The following is a 26,275-nucleotide window of genomic DNA, read 5'->3' as shown; positions in this document are numbered from 1 at the left end:
GCGGGCAATCCGCATGTTGGCAAGGGGCGCGGGCGAGCCCGCAGGTCTGGCAAGGGGCTGCGGGCGACGCCGCAGGTCTGGCAATTCGGCTGCGAGAAGACCCGCAACACTGGCAGTTCACCGGGGAGGCGCGCAGGACGCGCCGACCGCCGGCCATTCGATGCACCGGCCGAGGCTGCACGGGCAGCGGGCCGGGATGGGCGGCCGTGCGGCGGCGGTGTCTCCATTGCCGCAGGACGCAGGGGCTCCTTCCCGGACTCGCGCGAGACCGGGTCAGGTCGTATCGGGGAGCGGAGGGCTCCGGCTTCGGATGGCAGAGCTAGGAAGCGTCCAGGCTCTCAGCTCTGCGTGAAACATGCGTCATGAAGCGAATGCTTAATCTCAAAACTCCAACACCGCAAGGCCCACAGTCCGCGAGGACTGCAGGCTGAAGTTTGCGAAGCCATCCTCGCGAACGAGGAGGGCAGGTTAAGCGGGGCGCGCCTTAGAAGGAGCGCTGCAGGCGGAGGAAGCCCGAAAGCTCGTGATTTCCCGGACCATCCGGGTCGAGATAGGCAATATCCGCCAGCGTCTTCAGGCCATCGGTGATCTGGTAGCCGACCTGCAAGCTGCCGTAATAGGCGTTCTTGCCGCTCTCGAAGTCGTAATCGCCGTAGTACTGAAAGCCCGGGAGAATGAAGAGCTTATCCGTGACGTTGAACTTGTAGTCGGTCGTGAACGACCACTTCGACGTGCTCCAGTAATAATTGGGATTTTCGGCGTAGACGGCGGAGAGTTCCCATGTGCCATTTCCGATATCCGTCGAAATCATGCCCTTGAAGGCAGGCCGATCGGCATCGAAATCATAGGAGGCCAGTCCCCAAACGGAGATCCCGTCTTCGACGGAATAGCCGATCTTGCCGCTCACGCCGATGTCGTCGTTGCTTGACGTGTTGCTGTCGATGAGCTCTTCGATCGAGGCGCCAGCGGTCCAGTTGTTGGCCTCATAGACATAGCGGATCCCGTTCTGCCCCGTCCGATCGGACGTGGTATCAACATCCCCGAGAGGATCGTCGCCCCAGAAACCGTAGAAATAACCGATGTCGAACCCGGCGATGTTGATCCACGCATCGTCGAGCGAAAGACTGTCCTTGTCCGGTGCGATGATATCGATGGTCCCGAGCAAGGTGCCGTAGTCGGTCTCGCTGTAGGATTCGACGGTCAAATAGGCCTTGGCCTTCGCGTCAAGGTCGCCCTTGCCGTCGATGCCGTAGCTGTCTTCCGAATAATTGATCTGCGAGCGAATGAAACCGCTCATGCCGAGGCAGGTTTCCGTGCCGGGAATGAAGAAATAGCCCGGTCCGTAGGCATCACACACGCGCACATAGTCAGCTGCTTCGGGCTCTGCGGCGACGATCGCGTCGGCAGCCTGGGCACTCGTCATGGTGGCCAAGGCGGCAGCAGAGCTAAGGAGGAGGCTCTTGAAGTTCATTTCATGACCTCTGGATTGGTTATTGTTGTTGTCACCCCCGCCGAAGCGGGGGTGATTCACGCAGAGTCGTCTGGCTTAGAAGTCGCGCTGCAGGCGCAGGAAGCCGGTCCACTGGTCGTTGTTCGGGCCGTCTTCGTCGAAGTACTTGACGGATGCGAGCGTGCGGAGACCTTCGGTCAGCTGGTAGCCGGCGGTCAGGCTGGTCTGCCAGGCTTCGTGGCCGGGGGTGAAGCCGTAGTCGCTGAAGTACTGAACGGCCGGGGTGATGGTCAGCTTGTCCGTGGCCTTGACCGAGTAGGAGCCGGCGATGGTCCATTCGGCAGTGCTCCAGTAGTAGCTCGGATCATCCGCATAGACGCCGGCGAGCTGGAAGGTGCCGGGGCCGACATCAGCCGAGAACTTGCCCTTGAAGGCGGCTTCGTCGGCATCGAAGTCGTAGGAGGCGATGACCCAGGCCGAGACGCCGCCGACCGCGTAGCCGAGTTTGCCGGAAAGGCCGATGTCGTCATTGCTGCTGGCGTTGGTGGTGACCAGTTCTTCAACAGCCGCACCGGCCGTGAAGCCGCCGCCATCATAGGTGTAGCGGATCGCGTTCTGGAGCGTGCGGGACGAACCGAGGCTCATGCCGTCGCCGTTGATGCCGTCATCCCACCAGTTGTAGAAGTAACCGACGTCGAAGCCGGCGACATTGATCCAGGCGCCATCGAGATTGACGTCCCCGGTGTCCTTCAGTTCGACGTTGATATAGCCGGTCAGCGCGCCGAATTCGGTGTCGGACTTGGCCTCGACGTTGAAGGTGGCCTTGGACGCTGCGTCGTAGTCGCCCTTGCCGTTGATGCCGTAGCCGTCTGCCTTGAAGGACAGCTGCGTGCGGACGTAGCCGCTGAGCTTCAGGCAGGTTTCGGTGCCGGGGATGTAGAAGTAGCCTTTGCCGAAGGCGTCGCAGACCTTGACGTATTCGACGGGTTCCGGCTCGGCAGCGACGATCGCGTCAGCCGCCTGGGCGCCGGAGACTGCAGCCATTGCAGCCACGGAGCCGAGAAGAAGGCTCTTGATATTCATTTCTGACCTCCAGTCAGAAATGGCCGCAGAATCCCCAAGTCCCTGAATCGAAAGCGGTGGCGAACGTAGTGCGTGCACGCGCGCGTACCCAGCGCCGTGGGAGCTCTCCCCGATCGCCGGCCGATTCCCAGGATCGGGAGAGAAGGGAATCGATCTTGAAGGGGGAATCGTCGCCCGAAATGGAACGAGTCGCCGCGTCACCTGGGGCCGGACCGAGCGGCGCATCGGCGCCGTGACGGCCTCGCGCGGCGCAGACCTGCGCCTCAAAATGATGATCCGCACCGGCAAAGCCACGATTCTGCCCACTTGCCGACCAGCCTCGCGCAAGCTTCGGCCTAGCTAAGGCCTTGCGTACGCTGAATTTTTTTAACCCCTTGTTAAGAGTTTGCTCGCCAGGCGGCAATTTTGTGTCGTTTCAGCAACAGCGCATGGGGAAGGGCCGACCAAAGCCACCGGACTTGCAAGTTGGTGATTGCGCCGCCGGGCCGGGCGAGTATTTTCAACTCCGGAAGCAAGGGCGGTTGATCGTCCAACTTCTCAAGTGTTGGGGATGGGGCAGGGAACGCTGTCCTTCAGCAAAATACCCAGACCCGTTTGAAACTTTTGACTGGAGGTCAGAAATGAACATCAAGAGCCTTCTTCTCGGCTCCGCTGCAGCTCTCGCAGCAGTCTCCGGCGCCCAGGCTGCCGACGCTATCGTCGCTGCCGAGCCGGAAGCAGTTGAATACGTCCGCGTTTGCGACGCCTTCGGCACCGGCTACTTCTACATCCCCGGCACCGAAACCTGCCTCAAGATCGGCGGCTACGTTCGTACCGAAGTTCGCTTCAACGACGACGCCTACGGCGCAAACGGCGAAGGCGACTATGACGCCTACACCCGCGGCTACCTGACTTTCGAAGCCAAGTCCGACACCGAATTCGGCGCTCTGACCGGCTACATCAACCTGCAGGCCGACACCGAAGGTGATACCTTCCTCGACGGCGCATGGATCAACATCGCTGGCTTAGACGTCGGTTACTTCTACAGCTGGTGGGACGATGGTCTGTCTGGCGAAACCGACGAACTCGACTCCTCGCTCGGCGCTCTGCAGAACTCCATCCGTTACACCTATGACGGCGGTTCGTTCCTGGCTGGCGTTTCGGTCGAAGAAATCGACAACGGCGGTGCCTACTCTGCTGACCGTGGCAACCTGCTCGACAGCAACGACAACGTCGGCTTCTCTGCCAAGCTCGGCGCAACCGTTGCCGGCTTCAACGTCTACGGCCTCGCTTCCTACGACCTGAACGCTGAAGAAGCTGCTTTCCGCATCCTCGCTACGGCCGACCTCGGCCCGGGCAAGCTCGGCATCGCTGCTGAATACGCAACCGACCCGAACTACTACTACGACCGCGCTGAGTGGACCGTTGCTGCCGAATACGCAATCAAGGCAACCGAAAAGTTCACCATCACCCCGGCCGCTCAGTACTTCGGCAACTACCGTATCGGCTCCGAGTGGAGCAACGGCGACGCTTGGAAGGTTGGCGTAACCGCTGGCTACCAGATCACGGAAGGCCTGCGCACGCTCGCAACCGTCAACTACACGGACATCGACGAAGAAGCTGGCTTCCGCGGCGACAGCGAAAACTGGTCTGGTTTCGTTCGCCTGCAGCGCGACTTCTAATCAGATCCGACCTCTGGTCGGTAACGGAAAGCCCGGCAGCAATGCCGGGCTTTTTGCGTCGTGAGCGCCGAAACTCGCCCTGCCGGCGGGCGGGATCATTCGTTTGGGCCGTCTGCGGGAAGCCGCGGCGCGCGCCGCTTCAAGGGAGCGTGGCGAGGAAGGCGCGCAGGGGCCCAAGCACCGCTGGATGATGGGGCAGGGGGACGTGGCCCTGGCCGGGAATCGTGGCGGCAAGCATGTGCCTGTTCCGGGCCTGCATTGCGGCCACGGTTTCGGGCGAAAGAAGAGATGAGGTCTCGCCGCGCAGGACGAGAAGTGGAATATCCGCCAGCGTCTCGAAGGCCGGCCAGAGATCGGCGAGCTCGGTCTGCCGCGTCAGGCTGGCGAGCGGAGCGGCGATGGCGGGGTCGAAATCCGGCACAAGCCCGTCGTCCGTTTCGGTGAAGATGCAGCGGGCCATCTCCTCCCAGTCCTTCGGCTCGAGGACCGGAAATTCCGCGCCGTATGTCCGGCGCAGGGCGAGGGCGGCCTCGGCCCATGTCGGATGACGGATCGGTCGGGTCAAGACGGCGGCAATCGCCAGGAGACCATCCAGGCCGATCACCGGCCCGATGTCATTGAGGATTGCCCCGGCCAGCAGGCCCGGCGCGAGCGCCGGCAGAAGATGCACGAGGAGCCCACCGCGGGAAGTGCCGAAGACGATGGCACGGTCGATGCCCAGTGCGGCGAGCACGGTGACGACATCGCCCGCCTCCACCGCAAGCGTATAGCGCGCCGGGTCTGGATCCCAGTCCGAGCCGCCACGCCCGCGCGAATCGATGGAAACGACACGCCGCGGCGCATCGCCATCCGCGACGAGGAGGCGTGCCAGCGGTTCAAAATCCCGGCTGTTGCGGCTGAGACCCGGCAGGCAGATCACCGGCAAGCGACCGCCATCGTCGCGCGGGCGCACATCGCGCACAGAAAGAGTGAGCCCATCGTCGACCGCAATCCGCCGTTCCACTGGTAAAACCCCTCCGTTCCGTTGGAGCCAAGCCTAGCATCAGGGCGGTTCGCGTGGGAGGTGGTGCCAGGCATGGGTGCGGCGCGGCGAATGGTCCTACTTGTCCGGCCGGTCTTGCGAAGGCGCCACCCGCGCCGGTCCGCGGTCGCCCTCCGTTCAACGCAGCATCGTCTGGCTGAGCGGCGAAGCCATGGACCGGTCCAGCGCCGATTCCGCCAGCAGGGCTTCGAGCGTCCGGCTCGTGCGGGCCGGGGCAATGGTCGGTCTGGAGGGAGTGGCATCGAAGCTCGGAAACGATCGCTCGTCTCTCGCCTGCGCATGGTCACCAGAAGAGCGGGATCCATAGCCGGGGAGGCGGTAGCTCTGCACCAAGGAGGAGATGTGCATGGTCTAATCCCTTCGATCATCATGATCGAAGTCTAAATTAGATGCGATCTCTTGCGCGAAGCTTTCCGTCGATGCCGACGCGGCCGCCCAGCACGGAGAGTTCTGTCTAGGAGGCCTGGCGGCCGACCGTCAGGTCGTCGACGATGTCCGGCCGCTGCCCCAGCCGCGCCTTGTAGACCTGGTAGTTCTCCATGACCCGCTGAACATAGCCGCGGGTTTCGGCAAAGGGAATGCGCTCGATCCAGTCGACCACTTCGTCGATCGACTTGCCGCGCGGATCGCCATAGCGCGCGATCCATTCCGGCACCCGGCGCGGTCCGGCATTGTAGGCGATGAAGGTCAGCACATAGGATCCGCCGAAAACGCTGATCTGTTCGCCGAGATAATGGGCACCGAGCGTGGCATTGTAACCGGCATCCGTCGTCAGCCGTTCCTGCGAATAGGAAAGGCCGTGGCGGCCGGCAACGCCGCGGGCCGTGGTCGGCAGGATCTGCAGCAGGCCGCGCGCATTGGCCGGCGAAATGGCGGCCGGATTGAAGGCGCTTTCCTGCCGGGCGATCGCATAGGCCAGCGCCTTGCCGGAGCCGGCAATATTGGCGCTCGGCGGAATGACGCCAAGCGGGAAGGCGAGGGCGGCGACATCGATGCCGCGGCCGAAGGCGAGCTTGCCCACCTGCAGGGCCAGGCTGTGGCTGCGGGTCTTCTCCGCCCGGGCCGAAAGCAGCGCCAGCTCGCCGGGGCTCGTCAGCTGGTCGGCCAGCGCGCGGTACAGGCTGTCGGCGCGCCAGCCATGGCCGGCCTGCTCGAGCCGGCTGATCGCGCGCACGGCTTCGCGCGCTTCGAATCGTGCGCGGTCCTCGGTGCTGGGGCTCGGGTAGCGCACGTCGAGCGTCGCGCGGTTCAGCCGGGCGGCGGCAAGCTGGCCGTAGAAGGTGCCGGTCAGGCTGGCGGCGCGGGCGAAATAATCCTTGGCGACGCCCGGTCCACCGGCCTCGGCGGCCCGACCGAGCCAGTAATAGGCGCGCGAAACGGAGATCGGGCGGTTGGAGGCCTTCAGGATTCGCTGGAAGTGCCTGGCGGCCGTCGCGCCGTCGTTCAGCCCGCGCAGCGCATACCAGCCGGCGTGAAACTCGGCATCGACCACATCGCTCGCCTCGCTCGCCACATGATTGGCGGCCACGCGGTAGGCGCCGCGGTAATCGCCGAGGTCGAGCAGGCCGCGGCTGATGATGCGCTGCTCCGTCCACCATTCGCCGGGATCGACCAGCAGGTCCTTGTCGCGTGGCAGGTCGGCCAGCAGCGCGGCGGCCTTGCGGTATTCTTCCTTCTTGCGCAACTGCTCGATGCGCACGAAGAGATAGGCCGGATCCTTGCGCCAGGAGGGGTCGACAGCGGCGATCAGGGCATCGGCATTGCCGGCCTTGCGCGCCATGGCCACCCAGGCGCGGTAGAGCGACTGCGCCTTGCCGAGATCGCTGAAGCGGGCGGCCTGTTCGATCCGACCGCGATAGAGGAGCATGTCCATCCGCCGCTTGTGGTCGGCCGTCGTCAGCAGGCTGGCAAATTCGGACAGCACCTTGCTCTCCGTGGCGACATCGAGCGCTTCGCCGTGCCAAAGCGCGGCGATCAGACCGGCCGCCCTTTGCGTCTTGCCGGCGGCCACGAGCGCACGGGACAGGATCATCGTTCCTTCCGGCGTTTCCGGCTTCGAGCTGCCGAAGGCGGAGAGGATTTCGGAGGCGGTGGGGTTCTCGCGGTAGAGCGCCCGTTCGGAATGGGCGCGCAGGCTGTCCAGCCCGGGCCAGCCGCGCAGCTCGCCCTGCGCGGCCGCGATATCATAGGAGGGAACGCCCTTCTGACCGGAGACCGCGATGGCCCAGGTCAGGATATGGCGGTCGAGCGTGCCCTCCGGCATCGCGTCGCGAATGGCGATGGCGCGCGCCGGGGTCCGGTTGGACAGGGCGTCGAGCCCATTCTTGAGAGCCGACGCCGTGGCGGTGCGGGTGGCCGAGGGAATGGCGCCGGTGATGTCGCCGGGAGCAGGCACGAAGCCGAGCGGTTTGGCGGCGGGACGCGGGGCAGAAGGGGCGGGCGAGGCATCCAGCGCGGCCGCGGGCTCGGCGAGGAGCGCGACGGCGAGCGCCGTCATCAGAGCGCGGCGCCTCAGGCCGTTCCCTCGCTGATGTGCGCGCATTCGAGCCCCCATGCCGATGTTGACGTCCTCCATTTGGCGATCGATGTCTTAAGCGGAGGTTAACCCGTTCACGCCGATCCGGCAAACCGGGTTGACGTTCGCGTGAAGCCCCTTATCTCCCGGCTGCCAAGACCGCGGCCGCCGTCTCTTCTTTAAGCCTATGTCCATGGCGCGACCGCGCTTTCCCCTGTGGACGGTCACTTGCCGGGGCGGCGGCGGGCGATTATGGTGCCGCGATTTTCTAACCCCGGAATACGGCCAAAGCGTGAGTTGCTGACGCGCAGTCCGCCGTCAGGAGACCGTCGATGTTCAAGGGATCCATTCCCGCCCTCGTCACCCCCTTCACCGAAACGGGCGCCGTCGACGAGAAGGCCTTCGTCGACCACGTCGAGTGGCAGATCGCCGAAGGGAGCCACGGTCTCGTTCCGGTCGGCACCACCGGCGAATCCCCGACGCTCTCGCATGCCGAGCATCGCCGCGTCGTCGAACTCTGCATCGAGGCGGCCCGCGGGCGCGTACCGGTCATTGCCGGCGCCGGCTCCAACAATACGCTGGAAGCGATCGGTCTGGCCCAGCATGCCGAACAGGCGGGCGCCGACGCGATCCTCGTCGTCACACCTTATTATAACAAGCCGACGCAGAAGGGGCTGTTCGCGCATTTCGATGCGATCGCCAAGGCCGTGTCCCTGCCGATCCTCATCTACAACATCCCCGGCCGCTCGGTGGTCGATATGACGCCGGAAACGATGGGGGCCCTTCACAAGGCGCATGCCCACATCATGGGCGTCAAGGACGCGACCGGCAAGATCGAGCGGGTGTCCGAGCAGCGCATCACCTGCGGGCCGGACTTCGTCCAGCTTTCCGGCGAGGACGCAACGGCGCTCGGCTTCAACGCCCATGGCGGCGTCGGCTGCATTTCGGTGACCGCCAATGTGGCGCCGCGGCTTTCGGCCGAGTTCCAGACGGCGATGCTGGCCGGCGAATTCGCCAAGGCGCTCACCTACCAGGATCAGCTGATGCCTCTGCACAAGGCGATCTTCCTGGAGCCCGGTCTCTGTGGTGCGAAATACGCGCTGAACCGCCTTCGCGGCATGAGCCGGGCCGTGCGCTCGCCGCTCCTGCCGACGCTGGAGCCGGCGACGGAGGCTGCGATCGATGCGGCGCTGCGTCATGCCGGGCTGACGAACTGATGGCGCCCAAAGGCCAGAGCCAGAGCACGGTCCGCAAGGTGGTGGCGGAAAACCGGAAGGCCCGCTTCAACTACGAGATCGTCGACACCTATGAGGCAGGCCTCGTGCTGACCGGCACGGAGGTCAAGTCGCTGCGCGAGGGCAAGGCCAATATCGCCGAATCCTACGCCACCGACGAGGGCGGCGAAATGTGGCTGATCAACGCCTATCTGCCGGAATATCTGCAGGCCAACCGCTTCAACCACGAGCCGCGCCGGCGGCGCAAGCTGCTCCTGTCGAAGCGCGAGGTGAACCGGCTGCAGGGGGCAGTGAACCGGGAAGGCATGTCGCTGATCCCGCTCAAGATCTATTTCAACGATCGCGGCCGGGCGAAGCTCGAACTGGCGCTCGGCAAGGGCAAGAAGCTGCACGACAAGCGCGAAAGCGAAAAAGAGCGCGACTGGAACCGGCAGAAGAGCCGGCTTCTGAAGGATCGCTGAAGCCCGGGCTCTGAAGCGCCCGCCCGTCGACCGTTCATTCTGTCAATTGTTGGGATGGAGCGTGTGGGAGACCGGCTGGCCAGCCTCCCACGCTGTGCCGATCAGGCGGCGTCGCCGGCCGGGGGTTCCACCACCGTGCGGGAGGCGCGTTCGGAGGGGTCGCGGCCGATCTCGGCCTTGAGGCTCATCAGATCGATGAAGTGATCGGACTGCCGGCGAAGATCGTCGGCAATCATCGGCGGCTGCGTGGCCATGGTGGACACGACGGAGACCTTGCGGCCCTTGCGCTGAAGGGCTTCGACCAGGGTTGTGAAATCGCCATCGCCCGAGAAGAGAACGAGGTGGTCCACCGTCTCGGACTGTTCCATGGCGTCGATGGCAAGCTCGATATCCATGTTCCCCTTCACCTTGCGACGACCGAGCGAGTCGGTGAACTCCTTGGCCGGCTTGGTGACCACCTTGTAGCCGTTGTAATCCAGCCAATCGATGAGGGGACGGATGGACGAGTACTCCTGATCTTCGATCAATGCCGTGTAATAATAGGCACGCAGCAGATAGCCGCGCTTCTGAAAGGCCTTCAGAAGCTTGCGGTAATCGATGTCGAAGCCCAAGCTCTTCGAGGCGGCATAAAGATTGGCGCCGTCGATGAACAGGGCGATTTTTTCACGCGGATCGAACATACTTACCTTCCCTTGTCCGGCCTGCTTCTGTGTCCGCTGGGGAGCGAGGAATCGGGCGAGAAGCAAAACCGGCATCGCAAGAAACTGGCATAACAAAAGACATGCCGGAGGGAAAGTTCGCCAAGCCCGCGATTTCCGTTGGTCTGATCCCTACACCTAGTAACAGCCGTGACTAGGCCGGCATATGGCGGTGGAGAAGCCCGGATTTTGCTCGATCTTAAGGAATGATTGCTCGTCAAACGAGCATTCTGATTTCACCAAGACACTTTGCCAAAAGCGGAAACGTTTCGTTACATTTCTCATCTTGGCACAGGCGCGGAAAAAGCGCGCCGTGCGACAAATCTTGCTCTTGTGCGAAAGACCGTGTAAGGGCAGCGAAACTGCACGATGCACGGCCTCGCGCGGCGGCTTCTGTCGTCCGCTGGCCGGCCGTCACATCAATCGGCTGGCCTGAAGCGAAAGCGTCGGGTCCGAGCCCACCCAAGCGATAAGGATAGGCAATGGCCCGCGTTACGGTCGAAGATTGCATCGACAAGGTCGACAACCGGTTTGAACTGGTCCTCCTGGCCAGCCACCGTGCCCGCCTCATCTCGCAGGGCGCGCAGATCACCATCGATCGCGACAACGACAAGAACCCGGTCGTGGCGCTGCGCGAGATTGCGGATGAAACGCTCTCTCCCGACGACCTGAAGGAAGACCTGATCCACTCGCTGCAGAAGCATGTGGAAGTGGACGAGCCCGAGCCTGATCCGGCGTCGATCTCCGATGCGCCGGCCGTTTTCGCCGACGCCTCCGAAGACGACGATCAGCCGGAAGCCGTCACCTTCGACCGCATGTCGGAAGAAGAGCTTTTGGCCGGCATCGAAGGCCTGGTGCCGCCGGAAAAGAGCGACGACTACTGATCAGAGGCGCTCGCCTCTGCTCAAGCGGCGCGCGGTCCGGACGGACCGGGCGCCGTTTGCGTTTCGCGAACCGTTCGCACGCCTTGAAATTGACGTGAAGCCGCCCTGACCATAGGGGTGGACATGGCAGGTGGAAGCGGGCCCGGATGCCGATTCGGGCCGCGCAGGATGCATGCCGCCAAAAAGGATGGACGCTGTCTCATTCGATCCGGGCCGAACGCGGGGTCGATTGGCGACGGTCTTGTGGAGCCGCCAGGGAATGATGCGCCAATACGAACTCGTCGAGCGGGTTCAGAAATACAAGCCGGATGTCAACGAAGCGCTCCTGAACAAGGCCTATGTCTATGCCATGCAGAAGCATGGCCAGCAGAAGCGGGCGAGTGGCGACCCCTACATCTCCCATCCGCTCGAAGTCGCGGCCATCCTGACCGAAATGCATCTCGACGAGGCGACCATTGCGGTGGCGCTGCTGCACGACACGATCGAGGACACGACGGCGACCCGCGCCGAGATCGACGATCTGTTCGGCGAGGATATCGGCGCGCTGGTCGAGGGCCTGACCAAGATCAAGAAGCTCGATCTCGTCAGCCGCAAGGCCAAGCAGGCCGAGAATCTCCGCAAGCTGCTGCTCGCCATTTCCGACGATGTGCGGGTGCTGCTCGTCAAGCTTGCCGACCGTCTGCACAATATGCGCACGCTCGACCATATGGCAGCGGACAAGCGCGCCCGCATATCGGAAGAGACGATGGAGCTCTATGCGCCGCTCGCCGGCCGCATGGGCATGCACGACATGCGCGAGGAGCTGGAAAACCTCTCCTTCCGCCATATGAATCCCGAAGCCTTCGACGCGGTCAGCGCCAAGCTCGAGGAACTTTCCACCCGCAATGAAGGGCTGATCAAGAAGATCGAGGACGAGCTGCGCGAGCTGCTCCACGCCAAGGGCCTGCCGGCGAGCACGGTGAAGGGGCGGCAGAAGAAGCCCTATTCGGTCTTCAAGAAGATGCAGTCGAAGTCGCTCTCCTTCGAGCAGCTCTCCGATGTCTGGGGGTTCCGCATCATCGTCGCCGACATTCCCGCCTGCTACCGCGCGCTCGGCATCGTCCACACGCGCTGGCGGGTCGTGCCGGGCCGGTTCAAGGATTATATCTCGACCCCGAAGCAGAACGATTACCAGTCGATCCACACGACCATCGTCGGCCCCTCGCGCCAGCGCATCGAGCTGCAGATCCGCACGCAGCTGATGCACGAGATCGCCGAATACGGCATTGCGGCCCACACGCTCTACAAGGACGGGACGCCGACCCCCGGCGACGTCAAGCTGTCGCCGACCTCCAACGCCTATTCCTGGCTCCGCCGCACCATCGAGGCCCTGGCCGAAGGCGACAGCCCGGAGGAGTTTCTGGAGCACACCAAGCTCGAGCTTTTCCAGGACCAGGTCTTCTGCTTCACGCCGAAGGGCCAGCTGATTGCCCTGCCGCGCGGCGCGACGCCGATCGACTTCGCCTATGCCGTCCACACCAATATCGGCGACACCTGCGTCGGCGCCAAGATCAACGGCCGCATCATGCCGCTGGTCACGCGGCTCGCCAATGGCGACGAGGTGGAGATCGTGCGCTCCGGCATCCAGGTGCCGCCGCCGGCCTGGGAGGAAATCGTCGTGACCGGCAAGGCGCGCTCGGCAATCCGCCGCGCGACGCGGGCGGCGATCCGCAAGCAATATTCCGGCCTCGGCTACCGCATCCTCGAGCGCACCTTCGAGCGCGCCGGCAAGCACTTCACCCGCGAGGGCATGAAGCCGATCCTCCACCGTCTCGGCCAGAAGGAGAAGGAGGTGGAAGACGCCATCGCCGCCGTCGGCCGCGGCGAGCTCTCCTCGCTCGACGTGCTGCGCGCCATGTTCCCCGATCACCAGGACGAGCGCGTCACCGTCAAGCCCGCACCGGACGACGGCTGGTTCAACATGCCCTCGGCCGCCGGCATTGCCTTCAAGCTGCCCGGCCAGTCGCGCGATGTCGCAACGCCGATCGATGCCGGCGGGCCGGAGGATCTGCCGATCCGCGGCATTTCCGGCAATGCCTCCGTCGCCTTCACCGAATCGGGCGCGGTGCCTGGCGACCGCATCGTCGGCATCATGGAGAAGGACAAGGGGATCACCATCTATCCGATCCAGTCGCCGAGCCTCAAACTCTTCGAAGACGAGTCCGAGCGCTGGATCGACGTGCGCTGGGATCTGGACCAGGCCAACAAGACCCGCTTCATGGCCCGCGCCAAGATCATCGCGCTGAACGAGCCGGGGACGCTGGCGGAAATCGCCCAGTCGATCGCCGATGGCGACATCAACATCCGCACCATCGCCATGGGACCGATCGCCGCCGATTTCTCGGAAATCATGCTCGACCTCGAGGTCTGGGACCTGCGCCAACTCAACCATATGCTGGCGCAGCTGAAAGAGCTGCCGGTCGTCTCCACCGTCAAGCGCGTCTTTCTCTAGGGTTCTGTCGATCCTTTAATCAACCATGAACATGGCCATGCATGAACTGCATGGCTGCCGCTCGGAGCTGGCGCTGGTGGACACGCGGCCTCGCACCTATCTTCCGTGTCGGGAGTAAACGAAAGAGGTTTACCATGTTCAAGCAGATGAAGAAGATCGCCGGCGCCCTGCGCGCCCCCTCCGCCGAGCAGCGCGAGCTCGACTATCTCAACGGTTCCTTCGACCGCATCGATCTCGAATACCGCCAGCGCCAGATCGACCGCGGCCTGTTCCGCAAGGGCTTCTGAGGCGAGTTTTAGGCAGGGCTGGTATGAGCTCTGCGCATAGCTGGTCGCTCGCGCGGCTGCGTCTCCTGTGTGGAGGCCGCGCGGCGAATACCGACGAAGACCGCACTGCGCAGGATGATCGACCGGGAAGGCCGTCTTTCCGGAGGAGGAGCATCCTGTCTGTCGGTTGCCGAACGTTTCGGACGAGGCCCATCCCCGTTCGCCGGGCCCGCAAACAGTCGGCAGCGCCGCGGGACCTGTTGTCTTTTCGCCGATCACTGAGCCGGCCGTGCTGTTTCGGTTGGCCCTTGCCTTAATCCGAGAGCGATCCTGGCCGGGTCGGCCCCGCGTGATGGTGGTGTCCATCTGGAACCGTCACGGGGTTCTTGCTGTTGTGGCGCAGCGGCAGGCTGTTGTGGCGCAGTGCCGGGCCCGCTGCATTTGCCATTGAACCGCCACACGGCCCTGTCTATCACTCGTTCATGTTGTTTCGCCGCCGCACGCCTGCTCCGTTTTCCGCGCGTCTCAGGGAGTTTCTCTGGCCGCGCAAGGGGTTTACGCGCGGCTGGCGCTATCTTGGGCTGAAGGTGCTGCGGCAGTCCGGCTCGCCGCATGCGATTGCGCTGGGCGTGGCCGCGGGGGCGGCTTCGTCTGCCACGCCCTTCATCGGCTTCCATATCGGGCTGGCGCTCGTCATCGCCTATGTCTTTTCCGGCAATCTGATCGCCGCCGGCATTGCCACCGCGCTGGCCAATCCGGTCACCATTCCCGTCATTCTCGCCACGTCCTATGAGCTGGGCGCGGCCCTTCTCGGGGCGGCACCCGGCGGTCGGGCGTTTTCGGGAGACGACATGCTGCAGATGCTGACTCAGCTCGATCTCGCGCGCCTCTGGCGTCCGGTGCTGATGCCGCTGATCGTCGGCTCGCTGCCCCTGGCGCTGCTTGCCGCCGCCATTGCCTATCCCGCCGCCTTCCAGGCCGCGCGCCTTTTCCGCCTTCGCCGCGACAGCCGGCGCCTGGCCCGTTTTGCAGCCCGGAACGGCTGAAGGATCCCAGTCATGATCATCGGCCTCGGCAGCGATCTCATCGACATTCGCCGCATCGAAAACTCGCTCGAACGCTTCGGCGAGCGCTTCGTGCGTCGCTGCTTCACCGAGATCGAGATCGCCAAGTCGGAAGGCCGCAAGAACCGCGCGGCCTCCTATGCCAAGCGCTTCGCCGCCAAGGAGGCCTGCGCCAAGGCGCTGGGCACCGGGCTGGCGGAAGGGGTCTGGTGGCGGGACATGGGGGTCGTCAACCTGCCGGGCGGCAAGCCGACGCTGCAGCTGACCGGCGGCGCGGCGGAGCGGCTGGCGGCCTTGATGCCGGAGGGGCACCGCGGCGTCGTTCACCTGACCATCACCGACGATTTCCCACTTGCACAGGCCTTCGTCGTTATCGAGGCGCTGCCCGTTGCTCCTGAGACCGGAAGCGGTTAGAGGAAGCCGGCGCAAAGCCCGCGTTTCCGGCCTTTCATGCGGCCGGCAAGCGGGTGCCGATGCATGGCCCGGCAGGCGCGGATGTTCCCGGGAACGAAACAGGCGACAGCGATCGCTTCAGGCAAAGGACCGCGGCGCGGTCGGATCAAGGAATGACGGGCGTGGTAGACAAAGTCGAGAAGAAGGAAGGCGGCCTCTGGGAAAACGTCAAGGTCGTCATCCAGGCCCTGTTGCTGGCCGTGGTGATCCGCACCGTCCTGTTCCAGCCCTTCACCATCCCTTCGGGGTCGATGATGCCGACCCTGCTCGTCGGCGACTACATCTTCGTCAACAAGTTCGCCTATGGCTATTCGAAATATTCGCTGCCCTTCTCGCCGGATCTCTTTTCCGGGCGCATCTTCGGCAGCGAGCCGGCGCGGGGCGACGTGGTGGTGTTCCGCTTTCCGCCCAATCCCGACATCGACTATATCAAGCGGGTGATCGGCCTGCCGGGCGACCGCGTCCAGGTCCGCAACTCCATTCTCTATGTCAACGACAAGGAAGTGGCGCGCGCCCCGGACGGCGCCTTCCGCGCCGACGACCAGTATGACACCGGCGCCGACGTGCCGGTCTTCCGCGAAACGCTCGACAATGGCGTCAGCTTCGACACGCTCGACCAGTTTCCGGATTCGCGCGGCGACAACACCCGCGAGTTCACCGTGCCCGAAGGCCATTATTTCATGATGGGCGACAACCGCGACAATTCGGCCGACAGCCGCTTCGATGTCGGCTATGTGCCGGCGGAAAATCTGGTCGGCCGCGCCAGCATGATCTTCTTCTCGCTCGGCAACGACACCTCCTTCCGCGAAATCTGGAAATGGCCGGCGAACCTGCGCTACGACCGGCTGTTCAAGGCCGTCCACTGATGCAGCCGCGGCCGCTTGCTCCGGCGGAGCGCCAGGTTCTCGAAAGCGTGCTCGGCCATGTCTTCGCCGACAAGGCGCTTCTGGACCGGGCGCTGACCCATTCGAGCGCCCGCACCAGCAAGGGTGCCGATTACGAGCGCTTCGAATTCCTGGGCGACCGGGTTCTTGGCCTCTGCGTGGCCGAGTTTCTGTTCACCACCTTCCGCGAAGCGAAGGAGGGCGAACTTTCCGTGCGGCTGAACCAGCTGGTCAGCGCCGAAAGCTGCGCGGCGGTCGCCGACGAGCTGGAGCTGCACCGCTTCATCCGCGCTGGGGCGGATGTGAAGACCCGCGGCGGCAAGCAGGTGCTGAACATCCGCGCCGACGTGGTGGAATCCCTGATCGCCGCCATCTATCTCGACGGTGGCCTGGAGGCGGCGCGACGCTTCGTGCTGGCCCATTGGCAGAACCGCGCCAGCCGCGCCGATGGCGCACGGCGCGACGCCAAGACCGAACTGCAGGAATGGACGCATGCGAAGTTCGGCCGCGCGCCGAGCTACCGCGTCGACGACCGCTCCGGCCCGGACCATGATCCGCGCTTTACCGTGACCGTCGAGATTGCCGGACTGGCGCCCGAAACGGGCACTGACCGCTCCAAGCGCGCAGCCGAACAGACCGCTGCGCAGAAGCTTCTGCAGCGGGAAGGGGTCTGGCGCAGCGATCGCTGACCTTGAGACTCGCTGCAACGAAAGCACCGTCTTTCCTTTGCAGGCGTGCGTTGTTGCGCGCGCCGTGCCATACTTGCCTATCCAATCGAGAGAGCCGGCCGAAGCGGCCCAAGAGACAAGAAGGGTGACCCCCATGAGCGACCAGCATGATATGAGCGACCAGCACGATATGAGCGACCAGCAGGAGATGAGCGACCGGCCGCATATGGCCGACGACATCGACACCGCTGCGGACGCCCTGCCGGCGGATGCCGCACAGGCCGAGCCTCAGGACACTAAGAGCGAAGCGCCGACGCGGTCCGGCTTTATCGCGCTGATCGGCGCCACCAATGCCGGCAAGTCGACGCTCGTCAACCGGCTGGTCGGCGCCAAGGTCTCGATCGTCAGCCACAAGGTGCAGACGACGCGTGCCATCGTGCGCGGCATCGCCACCCACAAGCGGGCGCAGATCGTCTTCATGGATACGCCCGGCATCTTCAAGCCACGCCGCCGGCTGGACCGCGCCATGGTCACCACCGCCTGGGGCGGCGCCAAGGATGCCGACCGGATCATGCTGCTGATCGACAGCGAGCGCGGGCTCAAGGGTGATGCGGACATGATCCTCGACGGGCTGAAAGAGGTGCATCAGAAGAAGATCCTGGTGCTGAACAAGATCGACCAGGTGTCGCGCGAGGATCTGCTCAAGCTTGCGGCCGCCGCCAATGAAAAGATCGAGTTCGAGCGCACCTTCATGATCTCCGCCCTTACCGGCTCAGGCTGCGAGGATGTGATGGACTATCTGGCCGATGCCCTGCCGGAAGGCCCCTGGTACTATCCCGAAGACCAAATCTCCGACCTGCCGATGCGCCAGCTCGCCGCCGAGATCACCCGCGAAAAGCTGTTCCTGCGCCTGCATCAGGAGCTGCCCTATTCCTCCCATGTGGAAACGGAGAAGTGGGAGGAGCGCAAGGATGGTTCGGTGCGCATCGAGCAGGTGATCTATGTCGAGCGCGACAGCCAGAAGAAGATCGCGCTCGGCAAGAACGGCGATGCGATCAAGGCGATCTCCATGGCCTCGCGCAAGGAAATCTCCGAAATCCTCGAACAGCCGGTCCACCTCTTCCTGTTCGTCAAGGTGCGCGAGAACTGGGGCGACGATCCCGAGCGCTTCCGCGAGATGGGGCTGGAGTTTCCGCGCGGTTGATCGGTGGAGCCGGTCGCCGTCGACCGTGCGCGTTGAACAGACTGTCGCCCATCGCTCGCCTTGCCCGGCGGGCGGGCCCGTGAGACCTGTGAACCCACACGGACACGGGGGATGCAGCCATGCCGCAATTGGTCGACGGGGTTTGGGTGAAGGGTGATGTGGCGGAGAGCGAGATGAAGGCGGGCGCGTTTCACCGCGAGCCGACCCGCTTTCGCCGCTGGATCACGCCGGATGGCAGCCCGGGGCCGGAAGGGCAGGAGGCTGTGAAGGCCGAGGCCGGGCGCTTCCAGCTCTTCGTTGCCTATATCTGCCCCTGGGCCAGCCGCACGCTGATGATCCGGGTCCTGAAGGGGCTTCAAGAGGCGGTGCCGCTTGCCGTCGCTGAACCCGAACTTGGCGAAGACGGCTGGGCCTATGCGCCGCAGGCCGATGCGGGCGAACGGGTCGGGCCGATCCGCTTCCAGCACCAGCTCTACACCGCATCCGACCCGCATTACACCGGCAAGGTCTCCGTGCCGGTTCTCTGGGACCGGCAGGAGGGGCGGATCGTCAACAATGAATCTGCCGATATCCTGCGCATTCTCAATTCGGGCTTCGAAGGGATCGCCGGCAATCGGGCCGATCTCGCTCCACCGGCCTTGCGCGGCGAGATCGACCGGTGGAACGCGGCGATCTACGACAGCGTCAACAACGGCGTCTACCGCGCCGGGTTTGCCAAGACGCAGGCGGCCTATGACGAGGCCGTGACCGGACTCTTCGCCACGCTGGACCGGCTGGAGACGCATCTGGCGACGAGCCGCTACCTTGCCGGACGCCATCTGACCGAGGCCGACCTGCGCCTCTTCGTGACGCTGATCCGCTTCGATGCCGCCTATCACGGCGTCTTCAAATGCAATCTGCGGCGATTGTCGGATTATCCGGTGCTTTCGGCCTATCTGCGCGACCTTTATCAGTGGCCGGGGCTGCGCGAGACGGTACGGATCGACCATATCAAGCGTGGCTATTATTCGATCGCGCATCTGAACCCGACCGGCATCGTGCCGCTGGGGCCGGTTCTCGATTTCGATCGTCCGCATGGTCGCGAGACGTTGCCAGGCGAAGGGATTGCCGAGCGCTGAGCCGCCGAAGGCGGCGCTTGGCCTTCGAGAAGCATGGGCTTATGGTCCGGCCGATTCGAAGGAGCGCCGCCCATGAAGAAGCCCGCCACCGCCATTCCCGTTCTTATCGCCGCCGAGATCGGCGCGACGCCCGCACAGGCCGTGTCCGCGATCGAGCTTCTGGACGGGGGCGCCACCGTGCCCTTCATCGCCCGCTACCGCAAGGAGGTGACCGGCGGCCTGGACGACACGCAGCTGCGCCAGCTGGCCGAGCGGCTGACCTATCTGCGCGAGCTGGAGGCCCGGCGCGGCGCCATTCTCGACTCGATCCGCGGGCAGGGGAAGCTGACCGAGGATCTCGAAACCCGCATCGGCGCCGTCACCACCAAGACCGAGCTCGAGGATATCTATCTCCCCTACAAGCCGAAGCGGCGCACCAAGGCCGAAATCGCCCGCGAGCGCGGGCTCGGCCCGCTGGCCGAGGCGATCCTTGCCGACAGGACGGTCGATCCCGCAAAGCGCGCCACCGGTTACCTCTCGGCCGACGTTCCGGATGTGAAGGCCGCGCTCGAAGGCGCGCGCGACATCGTCGCCGAGGGCATGACCGAGAATGCCGATCTCCTGCAGCGGCTGCGGGCCCATATGCGCGAGACAGGCCTGATCCGCGCCAAGGTGGCGGCGGGCAAGGAGGCGGCGGGCGCTAAGTTCTCCGATTATTTCGACCATTCCGAACGCTGGGCGACGGCGCCCGGCCACCGGGTGCTGGCCATGCTTCGCGGCTGGAACGAGGAGATCCTCTCGGTCGAGATCGCGGTCGACGAGGCGGAGGCCGGCTATGCGAAGGGGCAGATCAAACCGGTGGAGCGGATCATGGCGGCCGCCTACCAGGTGCGCTCTGCGCCGGGCGATGCCTGGCTGATGGAGGTGATTGGCTGGTGCTGGCGGGTGAAGCTGTCGCTGTCGCTCTCGCTCGACCTGATGCGCGAGCTGCGCGAACGGGCGGAGGAGGAGGCAATCCATGTCTTCGCCCGCAATCTCAAGGACCTGCTGCTCGCAGCCCCTGCCGGCTCGCGCGCCACCATGGGGCTCGATCCGGGCATCCGCACCGGCGTCAAGGTCGCCGTCGTGGATGGGACCGGCAAGCTGCTGGAGACGACCACCGTCTACCCCTTTCCACCGAAGAACGATATTCGCGGCACGCAGGCCGAGCTCGCCAGCCTGATCCGCAAGCATCATGTGGAGCTGCTCGCCATCGGCAACGGCACGGGCAGCCGCGAGACCGAGCGGTTGGTGGCCGACATGCTGGCCGCGCTGCCGACGCCGAAACCCACCAAGGTGATCGTTTCCGAAGCCGGCGCCTCGGTCTATTCCGCGTCCGAAGCGGCAGCGGCCGAGTTTCCCGCGCTCGACGTCTCGCTGCGCGGCGCGGTCTCGATCGCCCGTCGGCTGCAGGATCCGCTGGCCGAGCTCGTCAAGATCGAGCCGAAGTCGATCGGCGTCGGCCAGTATCAGCACGATGTCGACCAGGGGCGGCTCGGGCGATCTCTGGATGCCGTTGTCGAGGATGCGGTGAATGCAGTGGGCGTCGACCTCAACACGGCCTCCGCACCGCTGCTCGCGCGCGTTTCCGGTCTCGGAAGAGCGACGGCGGAAGCGATCGTCGCCCATCGCGACACGGCGGGCGCGTTCAAGAGCCGCACGGAGCTGAAATCCGTGCCGCGGCTCGGCGCCCGCACCTTCGAGCAATGTGCCGGCTTCCTGCGCATCACCGGCGGCAAGGAGCCGCTCGATGCCTCCTCCGTGCATCCCGAAGCCTATGGCGTCGCCAAGAAGATCGTCGCCGCCTGCGGGCGGGATCTGCGTGCCATCATGGGGGATACGGCGCTTTTGAAATCGCTCGACCCGAAGGCCTTTGTCGACGACCGCTTCGGCCTGCCGACGGTGCGCGACATTCTGGCCGAGCTCGAAAAGCCGGGCCGCGATCCACGACCGAGCTTCCGCACGGCGACCTTCGCCGACGGGGTGGACGACATCAAGGACCTCAGGCCCGGCATGATACTGGAAGGCACGGTGACCAACGTCGCCGCCTTCGGCGCCTTCGTCGATATCGGCGTGCACCAGGACGGGCTGGTCCATGTCTCCCAGCTCGCCGACCGCTTCGTCAAGGACCCGCACGAGGTGGTGAAGGCGGGCGACGTGGTGAAGGTGCGGGTGACCGATGTGGACGTTCCGCGCAAGCGCATCGCGCTCTCCATGCGCAAGGACGCCGCGCCTGCGAGCGGGAGGAACGTCACCGACCGCCAGCCCGACCGCAAGCCCCAAACGACCCGACCACCCATGCCCCAGAAGGACACAGGCGGCGGCGCGCTGGCGGCGAAGCTGGCCGAGGCGCTGAAGCGGCGGTGAGCCGCGTTTCAAACCAGCCTTTCGCGTTTGTTGCATTGCAGCTATGCGCGGAAGGCATGACTAATGTCCCAATTTGAAACGATTTAGTCATGAAGCTCGCTTTCGTCCAAGCGTTGGGTTCCCATCATCATTTTAAATATTGAAATGAAACAGACGCATAGCCTCCGTTAATGCTCTGTTCACCGCGTTTTCTGCATTCCGAATCCGTCCTTGTTCGGCATGCACTGGTTAACGGACTATGAGCCGAGGGGGTGACATTTGCCTCTAAGTTTGGCATGTTGCGTCGCACAAGAAATGACACGCTCAATCACGACGACCCGGAGAGCCCGATGAAGCAGTTCCGAGCGACATTTACGAGTGAGCCCGCGGTGGCAAACTTCCCCACCCCTGCCATTGACATGTTCCGCCGTGGCGAAATCGCCAGCAGCACCTTTCATTTCGCCGCCAAGCGCGCGCTGGACATCACGGTTGCGGGAACGGCCCTCTTGATACTGGCGCCGCTCTTCCTTCTCATCTGCATCGCCATCCGCCTGGAAAGCCCGGGCCCGGCTTTCTTCCGCCAGGTTCGCTGGGGGCAGAACTGCACGAAGATCCGCATCTTCAAGTTCCGCTCGATGCGCACCGATCTTTGCGATACCACCGGCGTCCAGCAGACGACACAGAACGACCCGCGCATCACGCGTCTCGGCGCGATCCTGCGCAAGACGAGCATCGACGAGCTGCCGCAGCTGATCAACGTTCTGCGTGGCGACATGTCGCTGGTCGGCCCGCGCTGCCACGCGATCGGCATGCTGGCCGCTTCCAAGCTCTATGAAGAGCTGGTGCCGCACTACCACTACCGCCACATGGTCAAGCCCGGCCTGACCGGCCTCGCCCAGGTGCGCGGCCTGCGCGGCCCGACGACCGACCCGGTCAAGGCCCGCGCCCGCATCGCCTGCGACCTGCACTACATGCGCAATTTCACCATCTGGATGGACCTGAAGATCATCTTCCTGACGGTCTGGACGGAACTGCGCGGCGGCAAGGGGTTTTAAGGCCCTTTTCCCAGACGGCGCGCATCAACAGCAAAACGGCCGGAGCGATCCGGCCGTTTTGCTGTTGATCACTTCCTCTTTCGAATTGGCCGCCGGCCCCATGAAGCCCGCCATGGGGGCTCGGTCGCGCGCATCCGCTGCTGCCGGCGCAAGGTTGAGGGGAGAGCGGTCATTGCTCTAGGCAGGGCAGGTCGCAGGACCTCTCGCCAAGCACTCAGCGCAGGACTGACGGGGCCGTTCGTCCGCTCTCGCCGAGCTCCGCGGTCCAGATCGGTGCGGTTTCGCCTGGTCCCGTGGCATAGGGGTAGAGGATGATCGCACTCTTGATGACGATCCCCCACAGCGCGAGAGAAACACCGAAGGCAGCGAACAGGCTTTTCATTCTCAGGGACATGCGAACCTCCAAAGATTGATTGGAGGCTACCGCCGGCCCTTCTCCGAAGGCTTAACGGACCAGGCTTTGGGACCGGCTCTGTCGATGTTCAGCCTGTCTTTCCAATGGGATGCTTTGCAGTCCGTCAGTCAAAACCGTCAAATTTGAACGATTGCCGGCAATCGGTCAGAGGAGGCGGGCCTTCCGTCCTGCAATGCGCAGGACAGACAGGGTGCCATGGGCATAGGCACCTGTATCGAGCGCGATGCGGCGATTGACGAATTCCGGCTTGGGAACGATCGTGTGGCCGTGAATGACGGTGAAGGGAAGGCGAGGCCCGAGACTGAGGAACGGCTCGCGAATCCACATCAGATGCATGTCGGACTGGTCTGCCAGAGCCCGTTCCGGAAAGACGCCGGCATGGACGAACAGATAATCCCGGCAGAGCCGCGCGCAAACGGGCAGTGCGTTCAAAAAGGCAATATGACGGGCCGAAACCCGGCGCTCCAGAACCTCGAGCAGACGCTGGGGACTGCGCGCCAGCCGTGCAATCTCCAGTGGCGACATGCCGTAGGACATCAGCGTTTCCCTTCCGCCAATTGTCAGCCAGTCACTTGCGTTCTCACGCCCGCGCAGCACGGACAGAAACATGTCGTCATGGTTCCCGCACAGCATGATCCGGTGAACGCCGTCGATCTCCGTTGTGGAGAGGTGTTCGAGGACCTGGGCAGACTGCGGCCCCCGATCCACATAGTCGCCGAGATAGACGATGTAGGTCGGCCCGGCGCTGCCGCGGCGATCGGCCTCGATCCGCTGCTCGGCCTCGAGAAGAGCATCGAGACATCCGTGAATGTCCGGGATCGCATAGATGAGCGTGTTGAACGGATCGAGCTGACTGAGATCCACCCGACGCCGCGGTAAGGGTGCCCGGACACCTGAATCTCTTCCTGAACCATCTCTCATGGAGCTGGCTTGGCGTGACTGGGGTCGCCTGTCAAGCGTCCTCCGCACGACACCGATCGACCCTGCCGGAGTAAACCATATTCCGGGAAAATCGGGTTGCAACTCTTGCGATTCCCTCGCACTTGGCTTAACGCACAGTTCATCATACTCTCATGAATGCCCTAAGGCGGGACCGCTGTTTACAAGATCTCAATCCTAAAGCCTCTTGCTCGACTTTACGAGCGCTCAGAAACGCGACTGTTGCGGCAGTGCAACGGTTGGTCGTCTGCTCAGCGAAAGAACGACATTAAAGTCATCTAGGATCTAGCAGTCCATCGCTAGAACTCGTTTGAATACTGGCATGTTTTATGGAGATTGGGGACTTGAACCTATTTCGCCTGACCCTCGTGGTCCTCTCCGCAGCGACCGCTTTGACGTCGTGCACGTCTCTCCCCGCGTCCGGTCCGGATTCCCGCGCCGTTGAAGCACAGGCGGCGATCAAGGTCTCCGACACGCGATCGAGCGGGCGGCGCATGGCGCCCGGCGTAGACTACGCCTTGGTCGATCTCAGCGCAGCCGTCATTGCCAATGTCGCCCAGGCGACGACGCCGTCGCTGCAGGGCAGCTTTGGTGGTCGCGGCGGGGGAGGCGGCTCTCCCAGTCTTCCGCTCGGCATCGGCGATGTCGTGAGCGTGACGATCTTCGAATCCCAGTCCGGCGGTCTTTTCATTCCGGCGGATGCCGGATCGCGCGCTGGCAACTTCGTCACCATCCCGAACCAGACGGTTGATCGGAACGGCACGATCACCGTGCCCTATGCCGGCCGCGTTCGCGCCTCCGGTCGTTCGGTCGATGAGGTGCAGCAGCAGATCCAAGAGCTTCTCTCCAATCGGGCGATCGAGCCGCAGGTGGTGATCACGAAGGTCAGCAGCCGCTCGGCGCAGGTGGCCGTGCTCGGTGACGTAAACCTGCCTAACAAGATAGAGTTGACCGAAGCTGGAGACCGGGTGCTCGACGTGATCTCGCAGGCTGGCGGCCTGAAGACGCCGGGCATCGAAACCTATGTCACGATGCAGCGTCGCGGCCGTACAGCAACCGTGCTCTACGACCACCTGATTAACACGCCGTCGGAAAACATTTTCGTGTCTCCCGGCGATACGATCATCGTCAACCGCGAGCGCCGTACCTACCTGGCCTTCGGCGCTTCGGGCGAGAACGGACGCTTCGACTTCGAGGATTCGAACCTGACACTGGGCGAAGCCCTGGGCAAGGCCGGCGGCCTGCTCGATGGGCGTGCAGATCCGGCCCAGGTTCTGCTCTACCGTGTCGTGAATCGTGAATTCCTGCGCGGCCTCAACGTCGATGTCAGCCGGTACAAGAGCGAAACGATCCCGGTCATCTTCCGCGCCAACCTGCGCGATCCCTCGACCATGTTCCTGGTTCAGAAGTTCCCGATGCAGGACAAGGACATCATCTTCGTCACCAACTCCAAGTCGACGGAAGTGCTCAAGTTCCTGGACATCCTCAACTCGGTCACCTCTTCGGCGTCCGGCGTCTCGTCGGATGTCATCTCGACCCGGGACTCGGTCAAGGATCTCTAAGGTCGCGCTGCGCCATCCTCAGTGGAGGGCGGCGCAGCGGTTTAAAGACAAGGCCCCCGGAGCCTTTTCTTCGCCTCGTCGAAAAGAAGCCGCGCGCACTCTTTGTGCCCGCGGCTTTTCTTATGGTCAGGCGTCGTCTGTTCCCGTCCGGCCGAGCCATATTCGGGCTGCGAGGGGGGAGGACCCGCGATTGTCTATTGAAGGTCCCACACGCCTCATCGGCAAGGTATTATTGTCGTTCCGTGAGGGTTGATTGGGCCTGCAAGCGTCAAATATCCCAGCCCACCGTCGGAGCGGAGCTTTCGAACGGTGGCTGAGCGTGGCCGACGATGGTACCGAGTCGACGGCCGTCTAATACCCAACTGCCCGGAACTGGCCGCGCCGGTTGATGTCGGCGCGCGGGGAGAGGTTCAGCGGGGGATAGCAAACCTGCACGATTTCGCTTCTTGGCGGGTTGGGCGGACGATAGTCGACGCGCAGCAGGCTGCAATCGACATAGGTAACAACGGGCATGACGACCCGTTTATGATGCCGGGGCGGCGGCGGCATATACCCCTCGATGAGATCTGCGGCATTCACCGCTTCGCCACCCGCAAGCGCTACAAGCCCGGCTATCGCCATGCATATCTGTTTCATCATCAGCCTCTCCACCGTTCGCCAAAGGAATATGGGCCGCTTTCGAAGACTGTCGAGTCCAGCCAAATGATGATCTTCATGCGCGTGACAAGAGAGCTGCAAGGAGGACTATATGTCGACAGAGAGC

General features: G+C 63.9%; 23 protein-coding genes and 1 pseudogene. 15 read left to right on the top strand and 9 right to left on the bottom strand.

Going from position 1 to position 26,275, the window contains the following annotated elements; all coding sequences use genetic code 11:
• Window positions 1–484: 484 nt before the first annotated feature.
• Both U8330_RS12170 and U8330_RS12165 read right to left on the bottom strand, forming a co-directional pair.
• Window positions 485–1,471, bottom strand: a complete 987-nt coding sequence (locus tag U8330_RS12170) for a porin (RefSeq protein WP_323105541.1) — start codon at window positions 1,469–1,471, stop codon at window positions 485–487.
• A 75-nt stretch (window positions 1,472–1,546) separates the two neighbouring features.
• Window positions 1,547–2,533: a porin gene (locus U8330_RS12165; RefSeq protein WP_323105540.1), complete on the bottom strand. Its 987-nt coding sequence runs from the start codon at window positions 2,531–2,533 to the stop codon at window positions 1,547–1,549.
• A gap of 620 nt (window positions 2,534–3,153) precedes the next feature.
• Between U8330_RS12165 and U8330_RS12160 the strand changes: the two genes are divergently transcribed.
• Complete coding sequence (locus U8330_RS12160) at window positions 3,154–4,194, top strand: porin (RefSeq protein WP_323105539.1); 1,041 nt, start codon at window positions 3,154–3,156, stop codon at window positions 4,192–4,194.
• A 139-nt stretch (window positions 4,195–4,333) separates the two neighbouring features.
• On the opposite strand, the gene U8330_RS12155 is transcribed toward U8330_RS12160, so the two are convergent.
• The 3 genes from U8330_RS12155 to U8330_RS12145 form a co-directional block, all read right to left on the bottom strand.
• On the bottom strand, window positions 4,334–5,197 hold the full coding sequence (locus tag U8330_RS12155) for an alpha/beta hydrolase (RefSeq protein WP_323105538.1): 864 nt from the start codon (window positions 5,195–5,197) through the stop codon (window positions 4,334–4,336).
• 156 nt (window positions 5,198–5,353) lie between these two features.
• Window positions 5,354–5,584: a hypothetical protein gene (locus tag U8330_RS12150; protein ID WP_323105537.1), complete on the bottom strand. Its 231-nt coding sequence runs from the start codon at window positions 5,582–5,584 to the stop codon at window positions 5,354–5,356.
• Between the two features lie 106 nt (window positions 5,585–5,690).
• Entirely contained in the window at window positions 5,691–7,733 is a 2,043-nt protein-coding gene (locus U8330_RS12145; protein WP_323105536.1) for a lytic transglycosylase domain-containing protein, read from the bottom strand.
• Window positions 7,734–8,083: 350 nt separating this feature from the next.
• On the opposite strand from U8330_RS12145, the gene dapA reads away from it, so the two are divergent.
• Together dapA and smpB are read left to right on the top strand one after the other, a co-directional pair.
• Complete coding sequence (gene dapA / locus U8330_RS12140) at window positions 8,084–8,968, top strand: 4-hydroxy-tetrahydrodipicolinate synthase (protein ID WP_323105535.1); 885 nt, start codon at window positions 8,084–8,086, stop codon at window positions 8,966–8,968.
• Window positions 8,968–9,447 carry an SsrA-binding protein SmpB gene (gene smpB / locus U8330_RS12135; RefSeq protein ID WP_323105534.1) on the top strand — a complete coding sequence of 160 codons (480 nt, stop codon included), beginning with the start codon at window positions 8,968–8,970 and terminating at the stop codon, window positions 9,445–9,447. Before dapA ends, smpB begins: the two co-directional genes overlap by 1 nt.
• 101 nt (window positions 9,448–9,548) lie before the next feature.
• Here the strand turns inward: smpB and U8330_RS12130 are convergent, their stop codons facing one another.
• The gene (locus U8330_RS12130; protein WP_323105533.1) at window positions 9,549–10,127 is read right to left on the bottom strand and encodes an NYN domain-containing protein; all 579 of its coding nucleotides are present in this window, start codon (window positions 10,125–10,127) and stop codon (window positions 9,549–9,551) included.
• 500 nt (window positions 10,128–10,627) lie between these two features.
• On the opposite strand from U8330_RS12130, the gene rpoZ reads away from it, so the two are divergent.
• The 11 genes and pseudogenes from rpoZ to U8330_RS12075 all read left to right on the top strand — a co-directional run bounded on the left by rpoZ (window position 10,628) and on the right by U8330_RS12075 (window position 22,596).
• Window positions 10,628–11,029 carry a DNA-directed RNA polymerase subunit omega gene (gene rpoZ, locus U8330_RS12125; RefSeq protein ID WP_323105532.1) on the top strand — a complete coding sequence of 134 codons (402 nt, stop codon included), beginning with the start codon at window positions 10,628–10,630 and terminating at the stop codon, window positions 11,027–11,029.
• 259 nt (window positions 11,030–11,288) lie between these two features.
• Complete coding sequence (locus U8330_RS12120) at window positions 11,289–13,520, top strand: bifunctional (p)ppGpp synthetase/guanosine-3',5'-bis(diphosphate) 3'-pyrophosphohydrolase (RefSeq protein ID WP_323105531.1); 2,232 nt, start codon at window positions 11,289–11,291, stop codon at window positions 13,518–13,520.
• A gap of 134 nt (window positions 13,521–13,654) precedes the next feature.
• Entirely contained in the window at window positions 13,655–13,807 is a 153-nt protein-coding gene (locus U8330_RS12115) for a DUF3563 domain-containing protein (protein WP_323105530.1), read from the top strand.
• Between the two features lie 461 nt (window positions 13,808–14,268).
• Window positions 14,269–14,832 carry a DUF2062 domain-containing protein gene (locus tag U8330_RS12110; protein WP_323105529.1) on the top strand — a complete coding sequence of 188 codons (564 nt, stop codon included), beginning with the start codon at window positions 14,269–14,271 and terminating at the stop codon, window positions 14,830–14,832.
• Between the two features lie 12 nt (window positions 14,833–14,844).
• Window positions 14,845–15,264, top strand: a complete 420-nt coding sequence (gene acpS / locus U8330_RS12105; protein ID WP_323105528.1) for a holo-ACP synthase — start codon at window positions 14,845–14,847, stop codon at window positions 15,262–15,264.
• 161 nt (window positions 15,265–15,425) lie between these two features.
• Window positions 15,426–16,169, top strand: coding sequence for a signal peptidase I (gene lepB, locus U8330_RS12100; protein WP_323105527.1), 744 nt, complete (start codon window positions 15,426–15,428; stop codon window positions 16,167–16,169).
• Window positions 16,166–16,876 (top strand): ribonuclease III, encoded by a 711-nt coding sequence (gene rnc / locus U8330_RS12095; protein ID WP_416236917.1) that lies wholly within the window; start codon window positions 16,166–16,168, stop codon window positions 16,874–16,876. The genes lepB and rnc overlap by 4 nt, the downstream gene beginning before the upstream one ends.
• A gap of 205 nt (window positions 16,877–17,081) precedes the next feature.
• The gene (era, locus tag U8330_RS12090) at window positions 17,082–18,059 is read left to right on the top strand and encodes a GTPase Era (protein ID WP_323107272.1); all 978 of its coding nucleotides are present in this window, start codon (window positions 17,082–17,084) and stop codon (window positions 18,057–18,059) included.
• A 119-nt stretch (window positions 18,060–18,178) separates the two neighbouring features.
• Entirely contained in the window at window positions 18,179–19,177 is a 999-nt protein-coding gene (locus tag U8330_RS12085; protein WP_323105524.1) for a glutathione S-transferase family protein, read from the top strand.
• A 72-nt stretch (window positions 19,178–19,249) separates the two neighbouring features.
• Window positions 19,250–21,422: pseudogene (locus tag U8330_RS12080) on the top strand (Tex family protein); the annotation flags it as partial.
• A 538-nt stretch (window positions 21,423–21,960) separates the two neighbouring features.
• Window positions 21,961–22,596: a sugar transferase gene (locus tag U8330_RS12075; protein WP_323107271.1), complete on the top strand. Its 636-nt coding sequence runs from the start codon at window positions 21,961–21,963 to the stop codon at window positions 22,594–22,596.
• Window positions 22,597–22,810: 214 nt separating this feature from the next.
• Here U8330_RS12075 and U8330_RS12070 read toward each other — a convergent pair whose 3' ends face one another.
• Window positions 22,811–22,990, bottom strand: a complete 180-nt coding sequence (locus U8330_RS12070) for a hypothetical protein (protein ID WP_323105522.1) — start codon at window positions 22,988–22,990, stop codon at window positions 22,811–22,813.
• A gap of 165 nt (window positions 22,991–23,155) precedes the next feature.
• A complete protein-coding gene (locus tag U8330_RS12065; protein WP_323105521.1) occupies window positions 23,156–23,875 on the bottom strand; it encodes a metallophosphoesterase family protein in 720 nt (239 codons plus the stop codon).
• A 419-nt stretch (window positions 23,876–24,294) separates the two neighbouring features.
• Here U8330_RS12065 and U8330_RS12060 point away from each other — a divergent pair, with 419 nt between their 5' ends.
• Entirely contained in the window at window positions 24,295–25,512 is a 1,218-nt protein-coding gene (locus tag U8330_RS12060; RefSeq protein WP_323105520.1) for a polysaccharide biosynthesis/export family protein, read from the top strand.
• A gap of 351 nt (window positions 25,513–25,863) precedes the next feature.
• Here the strand turns inward: U8330_RS12060 and U8330_RS12055 are convergent, their stop codons facing one another.
• Entirely contained in the window at window positions 25,864–26,151 is a 288-nt protein-coding gene (locus U8330_RS12055) for a hypothetical protein (protein WP_323105519.1), read from the bottom strand.
• Between the last annotated feature and the right edge of the window lie 124 nt (window positions 26,152–26,275).

Source organism: Rhizobium sp. CC-YZS058, from assembly GCF_034720595.1.
Lineage (GTDB): Bacteria > Pseudomonadota > Alphaproteobacteria > Rhizobiales > Rhizobiaceae > Ferranicluibacter.
Note: the sequence above shows the minus strand (reverse complement) of the source record. Positions and strands in the feature narration are given on the sequence as shown.